This is a genomic window from Enterobacter sp. 01-M-03-SI-ECC (genome assembly GCF_047530215.1).
GTDB classification, from domain to species: Bacteria; Pseudomonadota; Gammaproteobacteria; order Enterobacterales; family Enterobacteriaceae; genus Enterobacter; species Enterobacter chengduensis.
In genome coordinates this window covers 67,725-91,393 of the sequence record NZ_JBLKDA010000012.1, presented here as the reverse complement: position 1 = coordinate 91,393, position 23,669 = coordinate 67,725, and the positions used below count along the sequence as shown (strand labels likewise).

Here is a 23,669-nt window from a genome sequence, read left to right as displayed (position 1 = left end):
CCCGTCAAAGAGCTATTTCACACACAATACGCCGTAACATGCGTTACGGCATTTAAGGGTATTTACCTATGAGTAAAGTCATCGCTTCACTTGAAAAGGTACTCCTTCCTTTTGCTGTTAAAATAGGAAAGCAGCCTCACGTTAACGCCATCAAAAACGGCTTTATTAAATTAATGCCGTTGACGCTGGCCGGGGCCATGTTCGTTTTAATTAACAACGTTTTTCTGAGCTTTGGTGAAGGATCCTTCTTTTATTCATTAGGCATTCGGTTAGACGCTTCAACAATTGAAACCCTTAATGGTTTTAAAGCCATCGGCGGCAACGTCTATAACGGTACGTTAGGGATAATGTCGCTGATGGCGCCTTTCTTTATTGGGATGGCGCTGGCAGAAGAGCGTAAGGTGGATCCGCTGGCCGCCGGGTTATTATCCGTCGCCGCCTTCATGACCGTGACGCCTTACAGCGTGGGGGAAGCCTACGCCGTCGGCGCCAACTGGCTGGGTGGCGCTAACATCATCTCCGGTATTGTTATCGGTCTGGTGGTCGCGGAGATGTTTACCTTTATTATCCGTCGCAACTGGGTTATCCGCCTGCCGGATAGCGTGCCGGCTTCCGTTTCTCGTTCATTTTCCGCGTTGATTCCAGGCTTTATTATTCTCTCCATTATGGGGATTATCGCCTGGGCGCTCTCCCACTGGGGCACAAACTTCCACCAGATCATTATGGACTCTATCTCTACGCCGCTGGCGTCGATGGGTGGCGTGGTCGGTTGGGCGTATGTGATTTTCACCTCTCTGCTGTGGTTCTTTGGCGTGCATGGTTCACTGGCACTGGCCGCGCTGGACAGCGGGATTATGACCCCCTGGGCACTGGAAAACGTCGCGCTTTACCAGCAGTACGGCTCCGTTGACGCGGCGCTGGCGGCGGGTAAAACCTTCCATGTGTGGGCGAAGCCGATGCTTGACTCCTATATCTTCCTGGGCGGTACCGGGGCGACCTTGGGTCTGATCATCGCGGTCTTTATTGTCTCTCGTCGTGCTGACTACCGTCAGGTTGCGAAGCTGGCGCTGCCGTCTGGCATCTTCCAGATTAACGAACCGATTCTGTTCGGTCTGCCAATCATCATGAACCCGGTGATGTTCATTCCGTTCATCCTGGTGCAGCCGCTGCTGGCCGCCATTACCCTGACGGCGTATTACATGGGCATCATTCCACCGGTCACCAACATTGCACCGTGGACCATGCCGGCAGGTCTGGGCGCCTTCTTCAACACCAACGGCAGCGTCGCGGCCTTCCTGCTGGCGATATTCAACCTCGGGATTGCCACCCTGCTGTACATGCCGTTCGTGGCGATTGCCAACAAAGCCGCCACCATTATTGACGAAGAAGAGAGCGAAGAGGATATCGCCCTCTCACTGAAATTCTAAGATTGACCGGCGCGGGGAAGCCCGCGCCAGCCACAAGGAGCTCAAAAATGTTAGATTTGGATAGTATTGTCGCAGACGAAGCCGTTGAGAACGATCTCGAAGAAGTGGTGATGGGGCTTATCATCAATTCCGGACAGGCGCGCAGCCTGGCCTATGCGGCACTCAAGCAGGCCAAGCAGGGGGATTTCGCCGCCGCGAAAACCATGATGGAACAGTCCCGCACGGCGCTGAACGAAGCGCACCTGGTGCAGACAAAGCTGATTGAGAGCGATCAGGGCGAAGGCAAGATGAAGGTCAGCCTGGTGCTGGTTCACGCGCAGGACCACCTGATGACCTCGATGCTGGCGCGCGAGCTGGTGGCGGAGCTCATTGAGCTTCACGAGAAAATGCAGTAAGTCAGACTGGGTAGCAGGAGGTCAGCACGATGGAAATCAAAACCGCACTTGAACAGCAGCTGTTTAACGGCAAAAATTTTCACGTGGTCATCTACAACAAGACGGAGAGCGCCAGCGGTCTGCACCAGCATGACTACTACGAGTTCACGATTGTTCTGACCGGTCGCTACTACCAGGAGATTAACGGTAAGCGCGTCCTGCTGGAGCGGGGGGATTTTGTCTTCCTGCCGATGGGATCTTATCACCAGAGCTTTTACGAATTTGGTGCCACCCGTATTCTGAATGTGGGCGTCAGCAGACGCTTCTTCGAGAAGCACTATCTGCCGCTGGTGCCGTTCTGCTTTGTGGCCTCCCAGGTCTATCGAGTCAAAAACGAGTTTATGACCTGGATTGAAACGGTGATCGCCTCGCTTAACTTCCGCGACAATGAATTTGATGAGTTTATTGAAACGGTGACCTTCTACGTGATGAACCGGCTGCGCCATCATCGCGAAGAGCAGCAGGTGACGGATGATATCCCGCAGTGGCTGCGCAGCACCGTTGAGCTGATGCACGATAAAGGCCGGTTCAGCGAAAATGCGCTGGAAAATATGGTCTCCCTGTCGGGCAAGTCCCAGGAATATCTGACCCGAGCGACGCAGCGTTATTATCGTAAAACGCCCGTGCAAATTATTAATGAAATCCGCATTAATTTTGCAAAAAAACAGCTGGAAATTACTAACTATTCTGTCACCGATATTGCTTACGAGTCAGGATACAGCAGCCCCAGCCTGTTTATTAAAACCTTTAAGAAATTAACGTCATTTACACCGAACAGTTACCGGAAAAATTTAACGGTAATTAATTAACTTTCGGCGGATTACCCGCCACGAATATTGCTTTAATGGCTTGCCCAAATAGCGGGAAGAGTACGCTATACCTTGCAGGCGATTAACCTGATACGCTAAGGGAGATATTATGCAAAAGAAATTGAAAGTCGTAACCATTGGTGGCGGCAGCAGCTATACCCCGGAATTACTTGAAGGCTTTCTGAAACGTTATCATGAATTACCGGTCAGCGAATTATGGCTGGTGGACGTTGAGGAAGGTCAGGAGAAGCTGAATATTATTTTCGACCTGTGCCAGCGCATGGTGGAAAAAGCGGGCGTGCCGCTGACCGTGCACAAAACCCTCGATCGTCGTCTGGCGCTAAAAGATGCAGATTTCGTCACCACCCAGCTGCGCGTCGGCCAGCTGAAGGCGCGCGAGCTGGACGAGCGTATTCCGCTTAGCCACGGCTATTTGGGTCAGGAGACCAACGGCGCGGGCGGCCTGTTCAAAGGGCTGCGCACCATTCCGGTGATTTTCGACATCGTTAAAGACGTGCAGGAGATCTGCCCGAACGCGTGGGTGATTAACTTCACCAACCCGGCCGGAATGGTCACTGAAGCGGTCTATCGTCATACCGGCTTCAAGCGTTTTATCGGCGTCTGTAATATTCCGATCGGTATGAAGATGTTTATCCGCGACGTGCTGGCGCTGACCGACAGCGACGATCTGTCCATCGATCTGTTCGGCCTGAACCACATGGTGTTTATTAAAGATGTCATCGTGAACGGAAAATCGCGCTTTGCCGAACTTCTCGACGGCGTGGCCTCCGGTCGCCTGACGGCGGCATCGGTGAAAAACATCTTTGACCTGCCGTTCAGCGAAGGGCTGATCCGCTCGCTGAATCTGCTGCCTTGCTCGTACCTGCTTTACTACTTCAAGCAGAAAGAGATGCTGGCCATCGAAATGGGCGAGTACTATAAGGGCGGCGCGCGCGCGCAGATCGTGCAGAAGGTCGAAAAGCAGCTGTTCGAGCTGTATAAAGATCCGAACCTGAACGTCAAACCGAAAGAGCTGGAGCAGCGCGGCGGGGCCTACTACTCCGATGCGGCGTGCGAGGTGATCAACGCCATCTACAACGACAAGCAGGCGGAGCACTATGTTAACGTGCCGCACCACGGCCATATCGACAATATCCCGGCTGACTGGGCCGTCGAGATGACCTGCATCCTGGGACGCGATGGCGCTAAGCCGCACCCGCGTATCACCCACTTCGATGACAAGGTCATGGGGCTGATCCACACCATCAAAGGCTTTGAAGTGGCGGCAAGCAACGCGGCGCTAAGCGGTGAACTCAATGACGTACTGCTGGCGCTGAACCTTAGCCCGCTGGTGCATTCCGACCGCGATGCGGAGCAGCTGGCCAGCGAGATGATCCTGGCGCATGAAAAATGGTTGCCGAATTTTGCCGCCACGATCGAGAAGCTGAAGTTTAAACAGCACTAAGAGGACGCACAATGGAACACCTGCTGATCGTTAATGCTGATGATTTTGGCCTGTCGAAAGGTCAGAACTACGGCATTGTGGAAGCCTGTCGCCGGGGGGTTGTGACCTCTACCACGGCGCTGGTAAATGGTGAGGCGGTTGAACACGCGGCGCAGCTGAGCCGCGAGGTGCCGGAGCTTGGCGTCGGCATGCACTTTGTGCTGACGCTCGGGATGCCGCTTTCGTCCATGCCGGGCCTGACGCGCGACGGCCAGCTGGGTAAATGGATTTGGGAACTGGCGGAGCAGGGCGCTCTGCCGCTCGAAGAGATTGCCCGCGAACTGGACTGTCAGTTCAACCGCTTCGTCGATCTGTTTGGTAAGTCGCCGACGCATATCGACAGCCATCACCACGTGCACATGATCCCGGCGATTTTCCCGCTGGTGGCCGAGTTTGCCCGGCGCAAAGGGGTGGCGATGCGCGTGGATCGTGAGGTGCAAGGGTTGCCGGACTGCGACGTCACAACCACAGCGGGGTTCAGCAGCGCGTTTTACGGCGAGGCGATCGACGAAGCGCTATTCCTGAAGGTGCTGGATGATTCCGCCGCGCGAGGGGAACCCTCGCTGGAGGTGATGGCGCACCCAGCGTTTGTCGACAACATCGTGCGTAAAAGCGCCTACTGCTGGCCGCGACTGGCGGAGCTGGACGTGCTGACGTCGCCATCGCTGAAATACGCGATTGCCGAGCGTGGGTATCGGTTGGGGACGTTCGGGGATCTGTAAGAAGTGCCGGGTGGCGGCTACGCCTTACCCGGCCTACAAAACCAATCGAAAGTAGGCCGGGTAAGCGCAAGCGCCACCCGGCTTTTTTTTACGCCGGGATCTGATCGATCTTGCTGCTGCGCGACCAGACGCGGTGCGCGGCGAGCAACTCAAACAGCTTCGTCATGAAGGCATCGTCAACGCTGTCGCCCTCGACAATGCCGTCCTCACCCTTATCGGCCACCTTCAGCTGCGCCTTAAACTGGCGCGCGTCGCCGGACAGCGCGATGGGTTTCAGGTGCTTATAAGCTTCCAGCAGATAATAAACGGCGTCGCCGTTGCTCAGCAGGCTGGCAATATCCCCGCACGGCACAATCACCGCATCGACGGTCAGCGATGGCGCACCGGCAAACGTCGCGGCCACCGGCAGCACGGAACCGTCATCGGCGGTCACTTCCCCCATGCGGGAATAGAGCAGATTGGCATGCACGCCCTGAGTTTTCAGCGCCTTCATAATCCCCAGCACGTCGCTGGCGCGGGTGCTGTCGTTCAGCAGAATGGCGACCACGCGGCCTTTGATCGAGCCGCCCGGCACCGCATACAGGCTCAGCGACGGATCTTTCTTCACGCCGTTAACCTCTTTCGGCGGAGCAAGGTTACGCTGCTCGTCGGTTAGCGTAATGCCCAGATTATCCGCGACGCTCTGGGCAAGCTGGATGTCAATATGCGCCAGCTGATCGACCACGCGCTCGCGGATGTAGGTGCGCACCACTTTACTCAGCTCAAAGCTGAAGCCACCGATGATGTGCTGTTGCTCAATCGGCGTCTGGCTGTTCCAGAACAGGCGAGGCTGGGCGTAATACTCGCCGAACGAGGGGCTGCGCTCGCGAATTTTATTGCCATCGACGCGCTCCTGATAGGATTCGAATCCACCGCGTTTTGGTGCGGGAGGCGTTTCGCGCGGCCAGTTATCGTTGATGGAGTTCGGCTCATAGTTCGCCGGGTTGGTGTCAATATCCTGACGGTGCATGCCGTCGCGCTGGAAATTGTGGTACGGGCAGGTGGGGCGGTTGATCGGAATTTCGTGGAAGTTCGGTCCGCCAAGACGGCTGATCTGCGTATCGGTATACGAGAACAAACGTCCCTGCAAGAGCGGATCGTTGGTGAAATCCAGGCCCGGCACGATATGCCCCGGGTGGAACGCAACCTGTTCGTTTTCGGTAAAGAAATTATCCGGGTTGCGGTTAAGCACCATTTTGCCCACCAGCTGAACCGGCACCAGCTCTTCCGGGATCAGCTTCGTCGGGTCAAGCAGATCGAAATCGAACTTAAATTCGTCCTCTTCCGGAATGAGCTGCAGGCCCAGTTCGTATTCCGGGAAGTCGCCCGCTTCAATGGACTCCCACAGTTCGCGGCGGTGGAAGTCCGGATCGCGGCCGGTCAGCTTCTGCGCTTCATCCCATACCAGCGAGGCTTTACCCGCCACCGGCTTCCAGTGGAAGCGGACAAACGTGGCTTTCCCCTCGGCGTTGATCAAGCGGAAGGTATGAATACCAAACCCTTCCATGGTGCGGTAGCTGCGCGGAATGCCGCGGTCAGACATCGCCCACATCACGTTGTGTAAGGTTTCAGGCTGCAGGGAGACGTAGTCCCAGAAGGTGTCGTGCGCACTTTGTCCCTGCGGTATCGCCCAGTGGGGCTCCGGTTTTACCGCATGGACAAAGTCAGGAAATTTATGCGCATCCTGAATGAAGAACACCGGGGTGTTATTGCCCACCAGATCGAAAATCCCTTCTTCGGTATAAAACTTGGTGGCAAAGCCGCGGATATCTCGTACGGTATCCGCCGAACCCGCGCCGCCCTGAACGGTAGAGAAGCGCACAAACACCGGGGTGATTTTTTTCGGGTCGGAGAGGAAATCCGCTTTAGTGATCGCTTTCAGGCTCTTGTAGGGCTGGAAGTAGCCATGCGCAGCCGAGCCGCGCGCGTGGACGATGCGTTCAGGGATCCGCTCGTGGTCGAAGTGGGTAATTTTTTCCCGCAGGATAAAGTCTTCCAGCAGGGTGGGGCCACGGCTCCCGGCGCGCAGGGAGTTCTGATCGTCGGCGATGCGCACGCCCTGATTGGTGGTCAGCGCATGACCTTCCCCTCCTTTACGATGAGGGTCAAGGGATTTCAGTTTATCGTTCTTCACATCGGGTGATTTAAAGCTCCCCGGTGCGGTAGGCTGTTCACCGGGTGCGGAAGGGCCGGGTGAAGGTTGATGAGAGCCGTCAGCAGGCGCGAGTGAGTCCATTCCCGGTTGCGATTCTTCAGTGCCATGAATGGGCGATCGATCGGTTTTATCTTTGTTCGACATTGCACGCTTCTCCTTTATCCATTGCTAAAAACCCTATTAAGGATAGAACAATGTCGCGAGAAGGTTCGCGAACTAAGAGTTTTCACATAACGTTATTGGCAAAAGACGCTTTCTCACGTACTCGGGGCGCGACGTAAGGCGGCAGGATCGGCTATCATAGAGTTTTCCTGCTTCAAGAATTTGTTTTAGTGAACCAGTCGCTTATGAAACCTCTTCGTCAACAAAACCGCCAGGTTATTAGCTATGTGCCCCGCGTTGAGCCCGCGCCGCCAGACCATGCCCTGAAAGTGGAGGGTTTTCGCGATGTGTGGCAGTTGCGGGGGAAATACGTGGCCTTTGTGCTGATCGGCGAGCATTTCCGTCGCTCTCCTGCCTTTACGGTACCGGAGTCCGCACAGCGGTGGGCGATGCAAATCCGCCAGGATGAAGAGGTTGAAGAATAACAGCCATAAAAAAACCGCCGGTTCAGGCGGTTTTTTTTACTTCTACGGTGATTAACGGTGCGCCAGCTCGGCGTCGTCTTCACTTTCCAGAATCGCTTTGTCGGTCTGCTTCAGCCACTGGCTGGTCAGCGTACCGGCGGTCATGGAGCCGCTCACGTTCAGCGCGGTGCGGCCCATGTCGATCAGCGGCTCAACGGAGATCAGTAGCGCGACCAGCGTAACCGGCAGACCCAGCGCAGGCAGCACAATCAGCGCGGCGAAGGTTGCGCCACCGCCAACACCCGCAACGCCTGCGGAGCTTACGGTCACAATCCCAACCAGGGTCGCGATCCAGACCGGATCCAGCGGGTTAATACCCACCGTCGGGGCAACCATCACCGCCAGCATCGCCGGGTAGAGACCCGCACAGCCGTTCTGGCCAATGGTGGCACCGAAGGATGCAGAGAAGCTGGCGATAGATTCCGGCACGCCCAGACGACGAGTTTGCGCTTCTACGTTCAGCGGAATAGACGCGGCGCTGGAACGGCTGGTGAAGGCAAAGGTCAGTACCGGCCAGACTTTACGGAAGTATTTCAGCGGGCTGACGCCGTTTACGCCCAGCAGGATGCCGTGCACCACGAACATAATGCCCAAACCCAGATAAGAGGCGACAACGAAGCTGCCCAGCTTAATGATGTCCTGCAGGTTAGATCCGGCAACCACTTTGGTCATCAGCGCCAGAACGCCGTAAGGGGTGAGCTGCATGACCAGACGCACCAGCTTCATCACCCAGCTTTGCAGGGTGTCAATAGCAACCAGCACGCGCTCGCCCTTTGGCGCGTCGTCTTTCAGCAGCTTCAGCGCCGCTACGCCCAGGAACGCGGCGAAAATCACCACGCTGATGATGGAGGTTGGGCTCGCACCGGTCAGGTCAGCAAACGGGTTCTTCGGAATGAAGGAGAGCACCATCTGCGGCACGGTCAGATCGGCCACTTTACCCACATAGTTGGTCTGAATCGCGGTCAGACGCGCCGTTTCAGCCGTCCCCTGCACCAGACCTTCTGCGGTCAGGCCAAACAGGTTGGTCACCAGCACACCCACCAGCGCGGCAATCAGCGTGGTGAACAGCAGCGTACCAATGGTCAGGAAGCTGATTTTACCCAGTTGGGTCGCGTTGTGCAGGCGGGCAACGGCGCTCAGAATCGAGGCGAACACCAGCGGCATAACGATCATCTGCAGCAGTTGCACATAGCCGTTACCGACAATGTTGAACCACTGGATGGAATCTTTCAGAACTGGATTATCGGAGCCATAAATTGCCTGTAATGCCAGACCAAATACGACACCCATGGCCAGACCAACCAGCACCTTTTTCGCCAGGCTCCACTGTTTGTGGCGCGCCTGCGCGAGAAGCAATAGCAGTACAGCGAACACAACGACGTTCGCGATGAGTGGAAAATTCATCCCCGTTCTCCTGATTTATTATTGGGTCGGTTTTTACCGATCCTGTTGGCGGAAGGTTAGCAGAAGTGTGATGTCGCGCTTATATCCAAATGGAATGGTTTATGACAAATGGGATAATTTTGTCGGTTTACTGTTCAATCTGGTGATGAATAAAGCGATTGAACTGAAATTGCAGCGAATTAATCATCTGGGAAGACCAGCGGACTGCACTGTTTTCGGGCAGGTTTTGCGGCATCCAGACGGCGTAAGCAAACAGCGCCATGCACAGGACGCGCTCAAGCTGGTTCCCTTTCTGCGGGGCCAGGATGGGAAAACGAAAGCGCCAGCGGCAGGGCCACAGCAGCGGTACGCCCGCAGGCGTTAGCATATCGGCCAGAATATGGCTTAAATAGCCCAGCACCATCCCCTGAATGGCGTCGGCGGGGACGATCCAGCTTTCGGGCACTTTTAAATAGAAAAGCGTCAGCAGGCCAAACACGGCCAGCAGGCTGTGCGTAAATCCACGGTGGCCGAACGCGCGGGCGATGGGTTTTGACACCCACTTCAGGCGCTGACCGAGGAAGGATTTAGGATGGTCAATGTCGGGCAGCAGACAGGTCAAAACGGCGGAAGGGACAACATGCCACCAGTCCCCCTGTGCGAGCACAGGGGTAAGTTCAGCGTTTTTGGCAAATACTGCGCACGCGATAGAAAAAAGCAGGTGGCCTTCCGCCGTCATGATAAAACCCACAAAACTGTCAATTCATACAGTATAGGGTTTTTATACAGTAGGCGGAAGAGGTGACGGTGTAACTGTTTGTCACAAGCCGGAGAAAGGCGTTAACCGCCCTGCAGGTGTTTCGCCGTCAGTTCTGCCAGTGAATTCAGCTTCACATCGGCAAGCGCAAAACGGGGATCGTGACGGCCTTCTTCCGCAGGCACCACAATGGAGCGCATCCGCGCGGCTTTAGAGGCCACCATGCCGTTAACAGAATCCTCCAGCGCAACGCAGCTGAGGGGATCGAGTCCCAGCTTTGCGGCACAGTCCAGGTAGACCTGCGGATGGGGCTTGCTGTAAGGCAGTTTCTCCGCGGACGCGAGGGCGTCGAAACTGTCGCGCAGTTCAAACATCGTGAGCACTTTTTCCAGCATATGCAGCGGCGACGCCGAGGCCAGTCCCACCTTCAGCCCCTGTGCCTTGCACAGCGCGACAGCCTCGCGAACGCCGGGCAGCAGTGGTCTGCTCTCTTCAACTAAAGAGATGGCGCGGCTGATAATGCGCGCGGTCACCTCATCGCGATCGGGACCCACCCACGGCTGTTGGGCAAACCACAGGTCAACCACCATATCGATGCGCAGGCCCAGCGTATCGGGGAGTTCATTACGGCGGCTGATATCCACGCCCAGGCTGGCCATAACGTCCAGTTCGGCGCGATCCCACAGCGGTTCGGAATCGATCAGTAATCCATCCATGTCAAAAATTGCGGCAAGAATTTTGCGCGGTGTCGACATCACAACGTCTCCTTATCCAGGGTGTTCGACAGACGATACGTGCTAAGCACACTCTGCAATTTAGCATATTGCCTTTAAAGAGCGGGCGAAATTGATGGTCAGCAGGTAGACTTAGGCACAAATAACGCGTCTTTATGAAGAGGAACTGATGACGTATCAACAAGCTGGACGCATTGCGGTCTTAAAACGTATTGCTGGCTGGGTGATTTTTATTCCTGCCGTCATTTCTACGCTGATTTCCGTGCTCAAATTTATGTACGATCACAGCGAAAAACAGCCGGGTATCAATGCGGTGATGCTTGATTTCGCGCATGTCATGATTGAGATGATGCGTTTTAATACGCCATTTTTAAATGTCTTCTGGTTTAACTCACCCACCCCGGATTTTCATCAGCAGCTGAATATCGGCTTTTGGGTGATATACGCCCTGATCTTTGTCGCGCTGGCCTTGCAGGCCTCTGGCGCGAGAATGAGCCGCCAGACGCGCTTTTTACGCGAGGGGGTTGAGGATCAGTTGATTCTGGAGCAGGCCAAAGGCCAGGAAGGCTTGAGCCGGGAGCAGATTGAATCCCGCATTGTTGTGCCGCGCCACACCATTTTCCTGCAGATTTTCCCGCTGTATGTCCTTCCCGTGATTATCATTGTGGCGGGATACTTCTTCTTCTCACTGCTCGGTTTTCTGTGAGGGATAAGGGTGGCAGCAAGGCCACCCGTTCGCGTCTCAGGCGGCGAGCATGCGTTCAAGCGCCCGCTGGGCGTTAACCAGGTGTTCTCCGCCAAAGAGTATGGCACGGTTCATCAGCGTATAAAGCTGATAGACCGGCTGGCGGTCGAGGAAGCCGGGCGGCAGGGGGGAGACAGACTGATATCCGTCGTAAATTTGCGGCGGTTGCTCACGATGCAGCGGCAGCATGGCAAGATCGCATTCTCTGTCACCCCAGTAGCAGGCGGGGTCGAAGATGTAGGGGCCGTTAGGGCCCAGCGCGCAGTTATCGGACCACAAATCGCCGTGAAGCAGAGACGCCTGCGGCTGGTGGGATGCCAGGCGCTGCTGAACGTGCTCGACGATCGCATCAATATTGCCAAATTCCAGCCCTTTCTCGGCGGCCAGCTCAAGCTGCCAGCCGATGCGCTGCTCGGCAAAAAATGTCGACCAGCGGCGCTGCCAGGCGTTGGGCTGTGGCGTGGTGGAGAGGTCGTTGTCAAAATCGAGACCAAACTGCGGCTGGTCACTCCATTGATGCAGGCGCGCGAGCTGTTGCCCGAGGATAAACGCATTATGGGCATCCAGCGGTCGGGCGGGGAGATATTCCATGACCAGGAAACTGTAGTCGCGGTCGCTCCCAACGGCCAGAACCTGCGGGACCGTCACCGTTTTACTGCGCGACAACAGCTCAAGCTGGTCGGCTTCGGCGGTAAATATCGCAAGCAGTTCACGTTCGTCGCATTTAACGAAGAGATCGCGTCCTGCGTAGCGTAAATGCCACGCGGCGTGGATCTCACCGCCTGGCAGTTCGTTACGCAGTTCAATTTCACCTTCGCCCAGCTGCTCACGTAAAAGATGACTGATAGCCTGCCACATGTTGTCTCTCCCATGTTGTCTGCCAGATCATAACGTTAGCGCATAACTGCGGTAAAAAAATACGAACTAACGCACACCTGAGTGGTTTAAAGTCATGCAGCGCACTTATTGTTCTTTTTTCCGCCAGCTTTCCCAGGTAGCTACGTCAATGTCGGCAGGCTTGTCGGTCGCGCTTTCCACCAGGCTGGCGGCCAGCGCATGAACCTCTTCCTGGCTCAGGGCGCTGATGAGACCAAATGCCAGCGTGCCTAAATCATGAATATTGCCCTCGTCATCCGTCAGCGTGAGGAGAAAATTAGCCCGGGTGAAGGCATTGTTAAGCTCATTGAGCTCGGTCAGGGATGCTTCATGAAGGTTGATCGTCACGACGTAACGAGTGATGTCACCACTGCTCATAATTCACCTCATTGTTATCATGGAAGTTTTCTTAGCATAGTCGATAGTTTGGGTTTGGCGACTCGGTGAGGGCTTTCCCCTTCGTCAACACGAAGGGGAACCGGCGCTAATTTCGGGACAGGTAATCGACGATTTTTTGCGTATCGGCCAGCGAGCAGAGACGCGTGCCCTGGTTGATGGTCGCGGCACTACCCGCGGCTACGCCGTAGCGCGTCATTTCCAGAAGAGACGCGCCCTGCGCCAGTTTTAGCGTCATCGCACCCACCATGCTGTCGCCAGCGCCAACCGTGCTCTGGCTCTTCATCGGCGGTGGGACAACCTGCACGGAAGAGGTTTCGTCGACGGCCAGCGCCCCCTGAGGGCCGAGGGAGACGACGACGCGGCGCGCTTTGCCGCTGCGCACCAGCTCCTGCGCGGCGGAGCGAACGTCATCAGGCTGCGTCAGCTCACGGTTGACCAGCGCGCTTAGCTCTTTCTGGTTAGGTTTGACCAGTTCCAGATTACCCGGCACCAGCGCCGCCTGCAGGGCCTCGCCGCTGCTGTCGACAATGCAGCGGATACCGCGCTGCTGCGCGGCCCGAATCAGCGCCGTTAATTTTTCCGTGCTGACCCCGGGCGGCAGGCTGCCGCTGACCACCAGCAGTGCGCCGCTCTCAATCTTCAGCACTTTCTCCTCAAGCTGACGAAATTCGTCATCGCTCAGTTTCGCGCCCGGCATGACAAAACGGTACTGCTCGCCGCTTGATTCGACGTGGACATGCAGATTTTGCCGCGTCCAGTCTTTGGCCTCGACGGTCTCAACGGCCACCTGTTCATCTGCCAGCAGCGAGACCAGGTGCTCACCGGTGGCACCGCCCGTGGGAAAAATGGCCGTGGCTTTGCCCCCGAGGTGTGTAATGGCGCGCGCCACGTTGATCCCGCCGCCGCCGGGCTCAAAGACCGGGGCGCTGCAGCGCAATTTACCTTCCGGGTAAATCTGCGGCGTCAGGGTGGCGGAATCCAGGGAAGGGGAGAGCGTCAGGGTGTAGATAGAAACCATCATTACCTCCTTTTAGCATGGGTTCTTTTTAGTCTGGCACCATTTATCAGGAAGGCAATGTAAATAACAGTATGATTTTAAATATGAATACTGAATAAAATTAAGGTCGGAGATATATAAAATAAAACGCTTTTTGGGATCGTTCTTATTCAAAAAATGAAATAAGAAATCATTGCTATGTTATTTGCGGCTTTTTATAATTTGTTACCTTTCTCTGGACGCCTTGTCATTGATCCTCAAGAAAGATTCCGGGACCGTGTGGTCTCTTTTTTTGTTGTACGGACTCCTTAATAAAATGAAGCTTTTAAAGACAGTGCCCGCTGCACTGATGCTGGCGGGTGGCGTGTTTGCGGCTATGAACGCGACCGCTGATGATTCCGTTTTTACTGTCATGGACGATCCTTCCTCCGCGAAAAAACCGTTTGAAGGTAACCTGAACGCCGGGTATCTGGCACAATCCGGTAACACGAAAAGCTCTTCTCTGACGGCGGACAGCACGCTCACCTGGTACGGTAATACTACCGCCTGGTCGCTGTGGGGTAATGCCAGCAACACTTCCGCTAATGACGAACGTTCTTCCGAGAAATATGCGGTAGGCGGACGTAGCCGTTACAACATGACCGACTATGACTACCTGTTTGGGCAGGCGAGCTGGTTAACCGACCGTTACAACGGTTATCGTCAGCGCGATGTGTTCACCGCCGGTTACGGTCGCCAGTTCCTGAACGGTCCGGTGCACAGCCTGCGTTTTGAATTCGGTCCGGGCGTACGTTATGACGAGTACACCAACGGTGATACCAAAACCCAACCGCTCGGTTACGCTTCCGGGACCTACGCCTGGCAGATGACTGACAACACCAAATTTACCCAGGGTGTTTCTGTATTTGGTGCCGACGACACGACGCTGAACTCTGAAACGGCGCTGAACGTGGCTATCAACGAACACTTTGGTCTGAAAGTGGCCTACAACGTGACCTGGAACTCTTCACCACCTGAATCTGCGCCGGATCATACCGACCGCAGAACCACGGTTTCACTGGGTTATAGAATGTAATGAAAGCGGGCCGACGATAATGTCGGCCCGTTTAGTGTCTGTGGTCTTGTGGCGTCCCTTCTGATGACCCGCATTCGCTCCTAGCCCCAAATCATTGCCGCCCAACGCAGCAGCAGCATTGCGCCGCAGATGGCAATCAGCACCAGCACCATTTTCCAGTGTTTAACGGCAAATCGTTTTGTTGGCATAACCTAATCCTTGTTCGTTGATATCCTCAGTCTACCAAACAGGGCCGAAATATGCCCCTTCTCAGGAACGATTGGGTTATGCCAGCGCAGGGTTCAGCTCAGAACCAGTGGAATCGTTCGGCGAGAATCAACAATAAACCTGTGGCGGAAAGGACGTTCAATATCACAACCGTTCTACTGGATACGTTCATGGTATGCACCTTTGGGTTTAAAGACCTGTTCAAGAGTAGCCCAGCATCTCCGAAATGCGAGCGCAGGGGAGAAGCAACCTGCAAATTCGTGCGAACGTGCCAGCCTGTCAATCTGGCGGTAGAGGGTGCAATCTCCTTTCCGTTAGTGTTAACATTGCAAGGCTTACCGTAAATTCGACGTTGTCTGATTTTTCGGCAGGTGAATGATGACGAACCAATTTGACGATTGTTGGTCAGATGGTGTCGTAATCTATTGTCAAATCACGATTATTTTCTTTGTATATGCTCTTATGTGTGGGGCATCACTGCAAATAAGGATATAAAATGCCTGTAATTACTCTTCCTGACGGCAGTCAACGCCATTTCGACCGTCCTGTTAGCCCAATGGATGTTGCCCTGGACATTGGTCCGGGTCTCGCGAAAGCGACTATCGCTGGCCGTGTTAACGGTGAGCTGGTGGATGCCTCCGATCTGATCGAAAACGATGCGACGCTCGCTATCATCACCGCGAAAGACGAAGAAGGTCTGGAGATCATTCGTCACTCCTGCGCGCACCTGTTGGGCCATGCCATCAAGCAGCTGTGGCCAAACACCAAAATGGCGATCGGTCCGGTTATCGACAATGGTTTCTACTACGACGTTGACCTTGACCACACCCTGACTCAGGAAGATATCGACGCGCTCGAAAAACGCATGCACGAGCTCGCCGAGACGAACTATGACGTCATCAAGAAGAAAGTCAGCTGGCACGAAGCGCGTGAAACCTTCGTGAAGCGCGGCGAGAGCTACAAGGTCACCATTCTTGACGAAAACATTTCGCATGATGACAAGCCTGGCTTGTACCATCACGAAGAATACGTCGACATGTGCCGTGGACCGCACGTGCCGAACATGCGTTTCTGTCATCACTTTAAGCTGATGAAGATCGCAGGCGCCTACTGGCGTGGCGACAGCAACAACAAAATGTTGCAGCGTATCTATGGTACCGCGTGGGCCGATAAAAAAGCCCTGAACGCCTACCTGCTGCGTCTGGAAGAGGCGGCGAAGCGTGACCACCGTAAAATCGGTAAGCAGCTTGACCTGTATCACATGCAGGAAGAAGCGCCGGGTATGGTGTTCTGGCATAACGACGGCTGGACCATCTTCCGTGAACTGGAAACTTTCGTACGCTCCAAGCTGAAAGAGTACCAGTATCAGGAAGTGAAAGGTCCGTTCATGATGGACCGTGTGCTGTGGGAAAAAACCGGCCACTGGGACAACTACAAAGATGCGATGTTCACCACCTCATCTGAGAACCGTGAATACTGCATCAAGCCAATGAACTGCCCGGGCCACGTTCAGATCTTCAACCAGGGTCTGAAATCCTACCGCGACCTGCCGCTGCGTATGGCGGAGTTCGGTAGCTGCCACCGTAACGAGCCATCAGGTGCGCTGCACGGTCTGATGCGCGTTCGTGGCTTTACGCAGGATGATGCGCATATCTTCTGTACGGAAGACCAGGTTCGTGACGAAGTTAACGCCTGTATTCGTATGGTCTACGATATGTACAGCACCTTTGGCTTCGAGAAGATCGTGGTCAAACTCTCAACGCGTCCGGAAAAACGTATCGGTAGCGATGAGACATGGGATCGCGCGGAAGCGGATCTCGCCGTAGCGCTGGAAGAGAACGGCATTCCGTTCGAATACCAGCTGGGCGAGGGCGCATTCTACGGTCCGAAAATTGAATTTACCCTGTATGACTGCCTCGATCGCGCATGGCAGTGCGGCACTGTACAGCTGGACTTCTCCCTGCCTCAGCGTCTTAGCGCCTCTTATGTTGGCGAAGACAACGAGCGTCAGGTCCCGGTTATGATTCACCGTGCGATTCTCGGTTCCCTGGAGCGCTTCATCGGCATCCTGACTGAAGAGTTCGCCGGCTTCTTCCCAACCTGGCTTGCGCCAGTGCAGGTGGTGGTGATGAACATTACCGATTCTCAGGCAGATTACGTTAAAGAATTGACGCAGAAACTACAAAATGCGGGCATTCGCGTAAAAGCAGACTTGAGAAATGAGAAGATTGGCTTTAAAATCCGCGAGCACACTTTACGTCGTGTCCCGTATATGTTGGTCTGTGGTGATAAAGAGGTGGAAGCAGGCAAAGTTGCCGTTCGCACCCGCCGTGGTAAAGACCTGGGCAGCCTGGACGTAAGTGAAGTGATTGAGAAGCTGCAACAAGAGATTCGCAGCCGCAGTCTTCAACAACTGGAGGAATAAGGTATTAAAGGCGGAAAACGAGTTCAAACGGCACGTCCGAATCGTATCAATGGCGAGATTCGCGCCCAGGAAGTTCGCTTAACAGATCTTGAAGGTGAACCACTGGGGATTGTGAGTCTGAGAGAAGCAATCGAAAAGGCTGAAGAAGCTGGAGTAGATTTAGTTGAAATCAGCCCTAACGCCGAACCGCCAGTTTGTCGTATCATGGACTACGGCAAGTTCCTTTATGAAAAGAGTAAGTCTTCTAAGGAACAGAAGAAGAAGCAAAAAGTTATCCAGGTTAAGGAAATCAAATTCCGTCCTGGTACCGACGATGGCGATTATCAGGTAAAACTCCGCAGCCTGATTCGCTTTCTGGAAGATGGCGATAAGGCCAAGATCACACTGCGTTTCCGCGGTCGTGAGATGGCCCACCAACAGATTGGTATGGAAGTGCTTAACCGCGTCCGTGACGATCTGAGTGAACTGGCAGTAGTCGAATCCTTCCCTACGAAGATCGAAGGCCGCCAGATGATCATGGTGCTCGCTCCTAAGAAGAAACAGTAAGGCCTTCAAGCAGCAAAATCTGTGGAGCCTTCGGGTTTCATAGGTTTTGTTCGCCTATGTTTCGTTTATTTAACAATGCGAAGTGGAAGTTATTAAGATGCCAAAAATTAAGACCGTACGCGGTGCTGCTAAGCGCTTCAAAAAAACCGGTGGTGGTGGATTTAAGCGTAAGCACGCAAACCTGCGTCATATTCTGACCAAAAAATCTACTAAGCGTAAACGTCACCTGCGTCCAAAAGGCCTTGTTTCTAAAGGCGATCTGGGTCTGGTTATCGCGTGCCTGCCGTACGCATAAGCCGTTAACGTTTAATTTTTTACTAAGAATATAGATACAGGAGAGCACATATGGCTCGCGTAAAACGTGGTGTAATTGCACGTGCACGTCACAAGAAAATTTTGAAACAAGCTAAAGGCTACTACGGTGCGCGTTCACGCGTTTACCGCGTTGCCTTCCAGGCTGTTATCAAAGCAGGTCAGTACGCTTACCGTGACCGTCGTCAGCGTAAGCGTCAGTTCCGTCAACTGTGGATTGCGCGTATCAACGCAGCAGCACGTCAGAACGGTATTTCTTACAGCAAATTCATCAACGGCCTGAAAAAAGCCTCTGTTGAAATCGACCGTAAGATCCTGGCTGACATCGCAGTATTCGACAAAGTAGCGTTCACCGCTCTGGTCGAAAAAGCGAAAGCAGCACTGGCATAAGCCAGTTGAGAGAGGGAGCCTTGCTCCCTCTTTTCATTTAACACCATCAGAAGATTGACATTTATCCGTCCAGGCTTTTCAATAAGGTCTTTACGGTTTTTACCAGACAAGGTAACGCAAGCATGAATGCTGCTATTTTCCGCTTCTTCTTTTACTTTAGCACCTGATTTCAGGAGGCTAGCGCGTGAAAGATGAAACGAAAAACAGCGCCAGATAAGCCTCCCGATGGAGGCTTTTTTTGTGCCTGAATTTGAGAGAATAACTCCACCAAATCGGTGTCTGCACCGACATAATGAGGAAAATCATGTCACATCTCGCAGAGCTGGTTGCCAGTGCAACAGCCGCCATTAATCAGGCCTCAGATGTTGCCGCGTTAGACAATGTCCGCGTCGAATATCTTGGGAAGAAAGGGCACCTGACCCTTCAGATGACAACCCTGCGTGAGCTGCCGCCAGAAGAGCGTCCGGCAGCGGGTGCGGTGATTAACGAAGCCAAGGAGCAGGTTCAGCAGGCGCTGAACGCGCGCAAAGCCGAGCTGGAAAGCGCGGTGCTGAATGCGCGTCTGGCCGCAGAAACGATCGACGTTTCTCTGCCGGGTCGCCGTATTGAAAACGGCGGTCTGCATCCGGTTACCCGCACCATCGACCGCATTGAAAGTTTCTTCGGTGAGCTCGGCTTTACCGTGGCGACTGGCCCGGAAATCGAAGATGATTACCATAACTTCGACGCCCTGAACATTCCTGGCCATCATCCGGCACGCGCTGACCACGACACTTTCTGGTTCGACGCAACGCGTCTGCTGCGTACTCAGACCTCCGGCGTTCAGATCCGTACCATGAAGGATCAGGAGCCACCTATCCGCATTATCGCGCCGGGCCGCGTCTATCGTAACGACTACGATCAGACCCACACCCCAATGTTCCACCAGATGGAAGGTCTGATTGTTGATAAAAACATCAGCTTCACCAACCTGAAGGGCACGCTGCACGATTTCCTGAACAACTTCTTTGAGGAAGATCTGCAGGTTCGTTTCCGTCCTTCCTACTTCCCATTCACCGAACCGTCTGCGGAAGTTGACGTGATGGGCAAAAACGGCAAATGGCTGGAAGTGCTGGGCTGCGGCATGGTGCATCCAAACGTGCTGCGCAACGTGGGTATCGATCCGGAAGTCTACTCCGGCTTTGCCTTCGGCATGGGCATGGAGCGTCTGACCATGCTGCGCTATGGCGTGACCGACTTACGTGCATTCTTCGAAAACGATCTGCGTTTCCTCAAACAGTTTAAATAAGGGCAGGACAGAACAATGAAATTCAGTGAACTGTGGTTACGCGAGTGGGTTAACACCACGCTGGACAGCGACGCGCTGTCTAACCAGATCACCATGGCGGGCCTGGAAGTGGACGGCGTTGAGCCGGTTTCCGGCGCCTTCAACGGCGTCGTCGTCGGCGAAGTGGTTGAGTGCGGTCAGCATCCTAACGCTGACAAACTGCGCGTGACAAAAGTGAACGTGGGCGGTGACCGCCTGCTGGATATCGTCTGCGGTGCCCCAAACTGCCGTCAGGGCCTCAAGGTGGCCGTGGCGACCGTCGGTGCAGTGCTGCCGGGCGATTTCAAAATTAAAGCGGCTAAGCTGCGCGGTGAGCCATCTGAAGGCATGCTGTGCTCCTTCTCCGAGTTGGGTATTTCCGACGATCACAACGGCATCATTGAGCTGCCGCTGGATGCGCCCGTTGGCACCGATATCCGTGAATACCTGAAGCTTGACGACAACACCATCGAAATCAGCGTCACGCCAAACCGTGCTGACTGCTTAGGCATCATCGGCGTGGCGCGTGACGTGGCCGTGCTGAACCAGACCGAGCTGAACGCGCCGGACATTGCGCCGGTTGAAGCAACCATCAGTGACGTGCTGCCTGTTCAGGTTGACGCTCCGGATGCGTGCCCGCGCTACCTCGGCCGCGTGGTGAAAGGCATCAACGTGAAAGCCCCAACCCCGCTGTGGATGAAAGAGAAGCTGCGCCGCTGCGGCATCCGCTCTATCGACGCCGTGGTTGACGTGACCAACTACGTACTGATGGAGCTGGGCCAGCCAATGCACGCGTTCGATAAAGATCGTATCGACGGTGGCATCGTTGTGCGCATGGCGAAAGAGGGCGAAACCCTGGTTCTGCTGGACGGCAGCGAAGCGAAGCTGAACGCCGATACCCTGGTGATTGCTGACCACAGCAAAGCGCTGGCAATGGGCGGTATCTTCGGGGGCGAACATTCAGGCGTTAACGACGAGACGCAAAACGTCCTGCTGGAGTGCGCGTTCTTCAGCCCGCTCTCCATCACCGGTCGCGCGCGCCGTCACGGCCTGCACACCGATGCGTCTCACCGCTACGAGCGCGGCGTTGACCCGGCGCTGCAGTACAAAGCGATGGAGCGTGCAACTCGCCTGCTGATCGACATCTGCGGCGGCGAAGCGGGCCCGGTTATTGACGTTACCCACGAAGCGACCCTGCCGAAGCGTGCGACCATTACCCTGCGCCGCAGCAAGCTGGATCGCCTGATTGGCCATCACGTTGCCGATGCCCAGGTGACCGACATCCTGACGCGTCTGGGCTGCGAAGTGACCGAAGGCCAGGACGAGTGGAAAGCCGTTGCGCCATCATGGCGTTTCGACATGGAAATTGAAGAAGACCTGGTGGAAGAAGTGGCCCGCGTGTACGGCTACAACAACATCCCAGACGAGCCTGTCCAGGCCGGTCTGGTGATGGGCAAACACCGTGAAGCCGACCTGTCCCTGAAGCGTGTGAAAACCATGCTGAACGACAAAGGCTACCAGGAGGTGATCACCTACAGCTTTGTTGATCCTAAGCTTCAGCAGCTGATCCACCCGGGCCAGGAGGCGCTGATCCTGCCTAGCCCAATCTCCAGCGAAATGTCCGCGATGCGTCTGTCCCTGTGGACCGGGCTGCTGGGCACCGTCGTTTACAACCAGAATCGTCAGCAAAACCGCGTGCGAATTTTCGAAAGCGGTTTGCGCTTTGTACCGGATAATCAGGCAAATTTAGGCATCCGTCAGGATCTCATGCTGGCTGGCGCCATCAGCGGAAACCGCTATGAAGAGCACTGGGACCTGGCAAAAGGCACGGTTGATTTCTACGATATGAAGGGCGACCTGGAAGCGATTCTGGATCTGACCGGTAAATTATCCGAAATTGAATTCCGCGCAGAAGCCATTCCGGCCCTGCATCCGGGCCAGAGCGCAGCCATCTACTTAGACGGCAAACGCGTTGGTTTTATTGGGGTTGTTCACCCTGAGCTGGAGCGTAAGCTGGACCTGAACGGCCGCACCATCGTGTTCGAGCTGGAATGGAGCCCGGTAGCAGACCGCGTGATTCCTCAGGCGCAGGACGTCTCCCGCTTCCCGGCAAACCGCCGTGATATCGCGGTTGTGGTCGCGGAAAATGTGCCCGCAGCAGATATTTTGGCCGAATGTAAGAAAGTTGGCGTAAATCAGGTAGTTGGCGTAAACTTATTTGACGTGTACCGCGGCAAGGGCGTAGCAGAAGGTTTCAAGAGCCTCGCTATTAGCCTTATCCTTCAGGATACCAGCCGTACACTCGAAGAAGAGGAGATTGCCGCTACCGTCGCCAAATGTGTAGAGGCATTAAAAGAGCGATTCCAGGCATCATTGAGGGATTGAACCTATGGCGCTTACAAAAGCTGAAATGTCAGAATATCTGTTTGATAAGCTTGGGCTTAGCAAACGGGATGCCAAAGAGCTGGTAGAGCTGTTTTTCGAAGAGATCCGTCGTGCTCTGGAAAATGGTGAGCAGGTAAAACTCTCCGGTTTTGGCAATTTTGATTTGCGAGACAAAAACCAACGTCCGGGCCGCAACCCGAAGACGGGGGAAGATATTCCCATTACAGCCCGCCGCGTGGTGACCTTCAGACCCGGCCAGAAGTTAAAAAGCCGCGTCGAAAACGCAACGCCCAAAGCAGAGTAATATGAACTAACCAAAAAGGCCGCCCACGCGGCCTTTTTTCTTTGCGCTCTCCGGCAAACCCGCCGTAAAATCAATGATATCTCACGCTACTATAACCTTACACATGCTTGATTTTGCCCATCTACAGTTCCGTTCCGATCGGCGTCGCCTGCTTTGGCTGGTGCTGTTGCTCATTGCCGCCGCGGGCGTGAGCCTGTGCGCCGGCGACAGATGGATTGGGCCCGAAAGCTGGTGGGGGCCTGACGGGCAGCTCTTCGTCTGGCAAATTCGTCTTCCGCGCACCGTTGCGGTGATGCTGGTGGGCGCCGCGCTGGCGCTGTGCGGCACCATTATGCAGGCGTTGTTTGAAAACCCTCTGGCGGAGCCCGGCCTGCTCGGGGTGTCGAACGGTGCAGGCGTGGGGCTGATTGCGGCGGTGATGCTGGGCGGGGGAGAGCTGTCAGGATGGAGCATTAGCCTCTGCGCCATACTTGGCGCACTGCTGATCACCGCAATCCTTCTTCGCTTCGCCAGACGGCACCTGTCGACCAGCCGCCTGCTGCTTGCCGGCGTGGCGCTGGGGATCATCTGCAGCGCGCTGATGACCTGGGCGGTCTACTTCTCGACCTCCTTTGACCTGCGTCAGCTGATGTACTGGATGATGGGCGGCTTTGGCGGCGTTGACTGGCACCAGGGCTGGCTGATGGCGCTGCTGGTACCGGTCATCCTGTGGGCGGCCCTGCAGGCGCAGCCGCTGAATATGCTCGCGCTGGGTGAAACCTCTGCCCGCCAGCTCGGCATGCCGATTGGGTTCTGGCGTAACGTGCTGGTGATCGTCATTGGCTGGCTGGTCGGCGTCAGCGTGGCGCTGGCGGGGGCTATCGGTTTTATCGGGCTGGTTATACCGCACATGCTGCGCCTGTGTGGCCTCACGGACCATCGAACCCTGCTTCCGGCCTCTGCGGTGGCCGGGGCCGTCACGCTGCTGGTGGCCGATATCATCGCCCGCCTTGCCCTGACGGCCGCAGAGCTGCCGATTGGCGTGGTCACCGCCACGCTGGGCGCGCCGGTCTTTATCTGGCTACTATTAAAATCCGGACGTTAAAAAACGACCTGTAAAACAACCTGAGGGA

General features: G+C 55.1%; 26 protein-coding genes and 1 other annotated feature. Of the genes, 17 read left to right on the top strand and 9 right to left on the bottom strand.

The genetic code is table 11. The features are described from left to right. Positions 1–68 precede the first annotated feature (68 nt). From chbC to chbG, 5 genes are all read left to right on the top strand, one after another. Positions 69–1,427, top strand: a complete 1,359-nt coding sequence (chbC, locus tag ACMWKK_RS13070; protein WP_008500675.1) for a PTS N,N'-diacetylchitobiose transporter subunit IIC — start codon at positions 69–71, stop codon at positions 1,425–1,427. 47 nt (positions 1,428–1,474) lie between these two features. Then, complete coding sequence (gene chbA, locus ACMWKK_RS13065; RefSeq protein ID WP_023335359.1) at positions 1,475–1,822, top strand: PTS N,N'-diacetylchitobiose transporter subunit IIA; 348 nt, start codon at positions 1,475–1,477, stop codon at positions 1,820–1,822. Positions 1,823–1,851: 29 nt separating this feature from the next. After that, the gene (gene chbR / locus ACMWKK_RS13060; protein ID WP_045327041.1) at positions 1,852–2,670 is read left to right on the top strand and encodes a transcriptional regulator ChbR; all 819 of its coding nucleotides are present in this window, start codon (positions 1,852–1,854) and stop codon (positions 2,668–2,670) included. Positions 2,671–2,779: 109 nt separating this feature from the next. After that, positions 2,780–4,135 (top strand): 6-phospho-beta-glucosidase, encoded by a 1,356-nt coding sequence (locus tag ACMWKK_RS13055; RefSeq protein ID WP_112780746.1) that lies wholly within the window; start codon positions 2,780–2,782, stop codon positions 4,133–4,135. Between the two features lie 11 nt (positions 4,136–4,146). Beyond that, positions 4,147–4,896 (top strand): chitin disaccharide deacetylase, encoded by a 750-nt coding sequence (chbG, locus tag ACMWKK_RS13050; RefSeq protein WP_112780745.1) that lies wholly within the window; start codon positions 4,147–4,149, stop codon positions 4,894–4,896. An 88-nt stretch (positions 4,897–4,984) separates the two neighbouring features. On the opposite strand, the gene katE is transcribed toward chbG, so the two are convergent. After that, positions 4,985–7,234 carry a catalase HPII gene (katE, locus tag ACMWKK_RS13045; RefSeq protein WP_112780744.1) on the bottom strand — a complete coding sequence of 750 codons (2,250 nt, stop codon included), beginning with the start codon at positions 7,232–7,234 and terminating at the stop codon, positions 4,985–4,987. A 188-nt stretch (positions 7,235–7,422) separates the two neighbouring features. Here katE and cedA point away from each other — a divergent pair, with 188 nt between their 5' ends. Beyond that, on the top strand, positions 7,423–7,677 hold the full coding sequence (gene cedA, locus ACMWKK_RS13040; RefSeq protein WP_112780743.1) for a cell division activator CedA: 255 nt from the start codon (positions 7,423–7,425) through the stop codon (positions 7,675–7,677). A gap of 51 nt (positions 7,678–7,728) precedes the next feature. Here the strand turns inward: cedA and ACMWKK_RS13035 are convergent, their stop codons facing one another. The 3 genes from ACMWKK_RS13035 to hxpB all read right to left on the bottom strand — a co-directional run bounded on the left by ACMWKK_RS13035 (position 7,729) and on the right by hxpB (position 10,611). After that, entirely contained in the window at positions 7,729–9,120 is a 1,392-nt protein-coding gene (locus ACMWKK_RS13035) for an L-cystine transporter (protein ID WP_045327045.1), read from the bottom strand. Positions 9,121–9,247: 127 nt separating this feature from the next. Further along, the gene (locus ACMWKK_RS13030) at positions 9,248–9,838 is read right to left on the bottom strand and encodes a metal-dependent hydrolase (protein ID WP_112780742.1); all 591 of its coding nucleotides are present in this window, start codon (positions 9,836–9,838) and stop codon (positions 9,248–9,250) included. Between the two features lie 101 nt (positions 9,839–9,939). Further along, the gene (hxpB, locus tag ACMWKK_RS13025) at positions 9,940–10,611 is read right to left on the bottom strand and encodes a hexitol phosphatase HxpB (RefSeq protein WP_045327046.1); all 672 of its coding nucleotides are present in this window, start codon (positions 10,609–10,611) and stop codon (positions 9,940–9,942) included. Positions 10,612–10,759: 148 nt separating this feature from the next. Between hxpB and ACMWKK_RS13020 the strand changes: the two genes are divergently transcribed. Further along, a complete protein-coding gene (locus tag ACMWKK_RS13020; RefSeq protein ID WP_112780741.1) occupies positions 10,760–11,296 on the top strand; it encodes a YniB family protein in 537 nt (178 codons plus the stop codon). A 36-nt stretch (positions 11,297–11,332) separates the two neighbouring features. On the opposite strand, the gene ACMWKK_RS13015 is transcribed toward ACMWKK_RS13020, so the two are convergent. The 3 genes from ACMWKK_RS13015 to pfkB all read right to left on the bottom strand — a co-directional run bounded on the left by ACMWKK_RS13015 (position 11,333) and on the right by pfkB (position 13,628). Then, positions 11,333–12,193, bottom strand: coding sequence for a fructosamine kinase family protein (locus ACMWKK_RS13015; protein ID WP_112780740.1), 861 nt, complete (start codon positions 12,191–12,193; stop codon positions 11,333–11,335). Positions 12,194–12,298: 105 nt separating this feature from the next. Continuing rightward, a complete protein-coding gene (gene ghoS, locus ACMWKK_RS13010; RefSeq protein WP_112780739.1) occupies positions 12,299–12,589 on the bottom strand; it encodes a type V toxin-antitoxin system endoribonuclease antitoxin GhoS in 291 nt (96 codons plus the stop codon). A gap of 106 nt (positions 12,590–12,695) precedes the next feature. Continuing rightward, positions 12,696–13,628 carry a 6-phosphofructokinase II gene (pfkB, locus tag ACMWKK_RS13005; protein ID WP_045327049.1) on the bottom strand — a complete coding sequence of 311 codons (933 nt, stop codon included), beginning with the start codon at positions 13,626–13,628 and terminating at the stop codon, positions 12,696–12,698. A 295-nt stretch (positions 13,629–13,923) separates the two neighbouring features. On the opposite strand from pfkB, the gene ACMWKK_RS13000 reads away from it, so the two are divergent. Then, positions 13,924–14,682 carry a YdiY family protein gene (locus ACMWKK_RS13000; RefSeq protein ID WP_032639869.1) on the top strand — a complete coding sequence of 253 codons (759 nt, stop codon included), beginning with the start codon at positions 13,924–13,926 and terminating at the stop codon, positions 14,680–14,682. A gap of 80 nt (positions 14,683–14,762) precedes the next feature. On the opposite strand, the gene yniD is transcribed toward ACMWKK_RS13000, so the two are convergent. Both yniD and yncL read right to left on the bottom strand, forming a co-directional pair. After that, the gene (yniD, locus tag ACMWKK_RS12995) at positions 14,763–14,870 is read right to left on the bottom strand and encodes a small membrane protein YniD (RefSeq protein ID WP_008500658.1); all 108 of its coding nucleotides are present in this window, start codon (positions 14,868–14,870) and stop codon (positions 14,763–14,765) included. 98 nt (positions 14,871–14,968) lie between these two features. Beyond that, positions 14,969–15,061: a stress response membrane protein YncL gene (yncL, locus tag ACMWKK_RS12990; protein WP_071886547.1), complete on the bottom strand. Its 93-nt coding sequence runs from the start codon at positions 15,059–15,061 to the stop codon at positions 14,969–14,971. A gap of 324 nt (positions 15,062–15,385) precedes the next feature. Here yncL and thrS point away from each other — a divergent pair, with 324 nt between their 5' ends. The 9 genes from thrS (at position 15,386) to btuC (ending at position 23,641) form a co-directional block, all read left to right on the top strand. Further along, entirely contained in the window at positions 15,386–17,314 is a 1,929-nt protein-coding gene (thrS, locus tag ACMWKK_RS12985) for a threonine--tRNA ligase (protein ID WP_112780738.1), read from the top strand. 3 nt (positions 17,315–17,317) lie between these two features. Continuing rightward, a complete protein-coding gene (infC, locus tag ACMWKK_RS12980) occupies positions 17,318–17,860 on the top strand; it encodes a translation initiation factor IF-3 (RefSeq protein WP_014069901.1) in 543 nt (180 codons plus the stop codon). Positions 17,861–17,957: 97 nt separating this feature from the next. Then, positions 17,958–18,155 (top strand): 50S ribosomal protein L35, encoded by a 198-nt coding sequence (rpmI, locus tag ACMWKK_RS12975; protein WP_003030583.1) that lies wholly within the window; start codon positions 17,958–17,960, stop codon positions 18,153–18,155. Between the two features lie 50 nt (positions 18,156–18,205). After that, positions 18,206–18,562, top strand: a complete 357-nt coding sequence (gene rplT, locus ACMWKK_RS12970) for a 50S ribosomal protein L20 (RefSeq protein ID WP_000124850.1) — start codon at positions 18,206–18,208, stop codon at positions 18,560–18,562. Positions 18,563–18,679: 117 nt separating this feature from the next. Continuing rightward, positions 18,680–18,804, top strand: a sequence feature (Phe leader region). After that, on the top strand, positions 18,685–18,729 hold the full coding sequence (gene pheM / locus ACMWKK_RS12965; protein ID WP_001386830.1) for a pheST operon leader peptide PheM: 45 nt from the start codon (positions 18,685–18,687) through the stop codon (positions 18,727–18,729). Its footprint overlaps the feature before it by 45 nt. A gap of 62 nt (positions 18,805–18,866) precedes the next feature. Further along, positions 18,867–19,850 carry a phenylalanine--tRNA ligase subunit alpha gene (gene pheS / locus ACMWKK_RS12960; RefSeq protein WP_010426091.1) on the top strand — a complete coding sequence of 328 codons (984 nt, stop codon included), beginning with the start codon at positions 18,867–18,869 and terminating at the stop codon, positions 19,848–19,850. Positions 19,851–19,865: 15 nt separating this feature from the next. After that, positions 19,866–22,253: a phenylalanine--tRNA ligase subunit beta gene (gene pheT / locus ACMWKK_RS12955; protein ID WP_112780737.1), complete on the top strand. Its 2,388-nt coding sequence runs from the start codon at positions 19,866–19,868 to the stop codon at positions 22,251–22,253. Positions 22,254–22,257: 4 nt separating this feature from the next. Then, positions 22,258–22,557 (top strand): integration host factor subunit alpha, encoded by a 300-nt coding sequence (gene ihfA, locus ACMWKK_RS12950; RefSeq protein ID WP_003857805.1) that lies wholly within the window; start codon positions 22,258–22,260, stop codon positions 22,555–22,557. A 103-nt stretch (positions 22,558–22,660) separates the two neighbouring features. Continuing rightward, the gene (gene btuC / locus ACMWKK_RS12945) at positions 22,661–23,641 is read left to right on the top strand and encodes a vitamin B12 ABC transporter permease BtuC (protein ID WP_112780736.1); all 981 of its coding nucleotides are present in this window, start codon (positions 22,661–22,663) and stop codon (positions 23,639–23,641) included. Positions 23,642–23,669 lie beyond the last annotated feature (28 nt).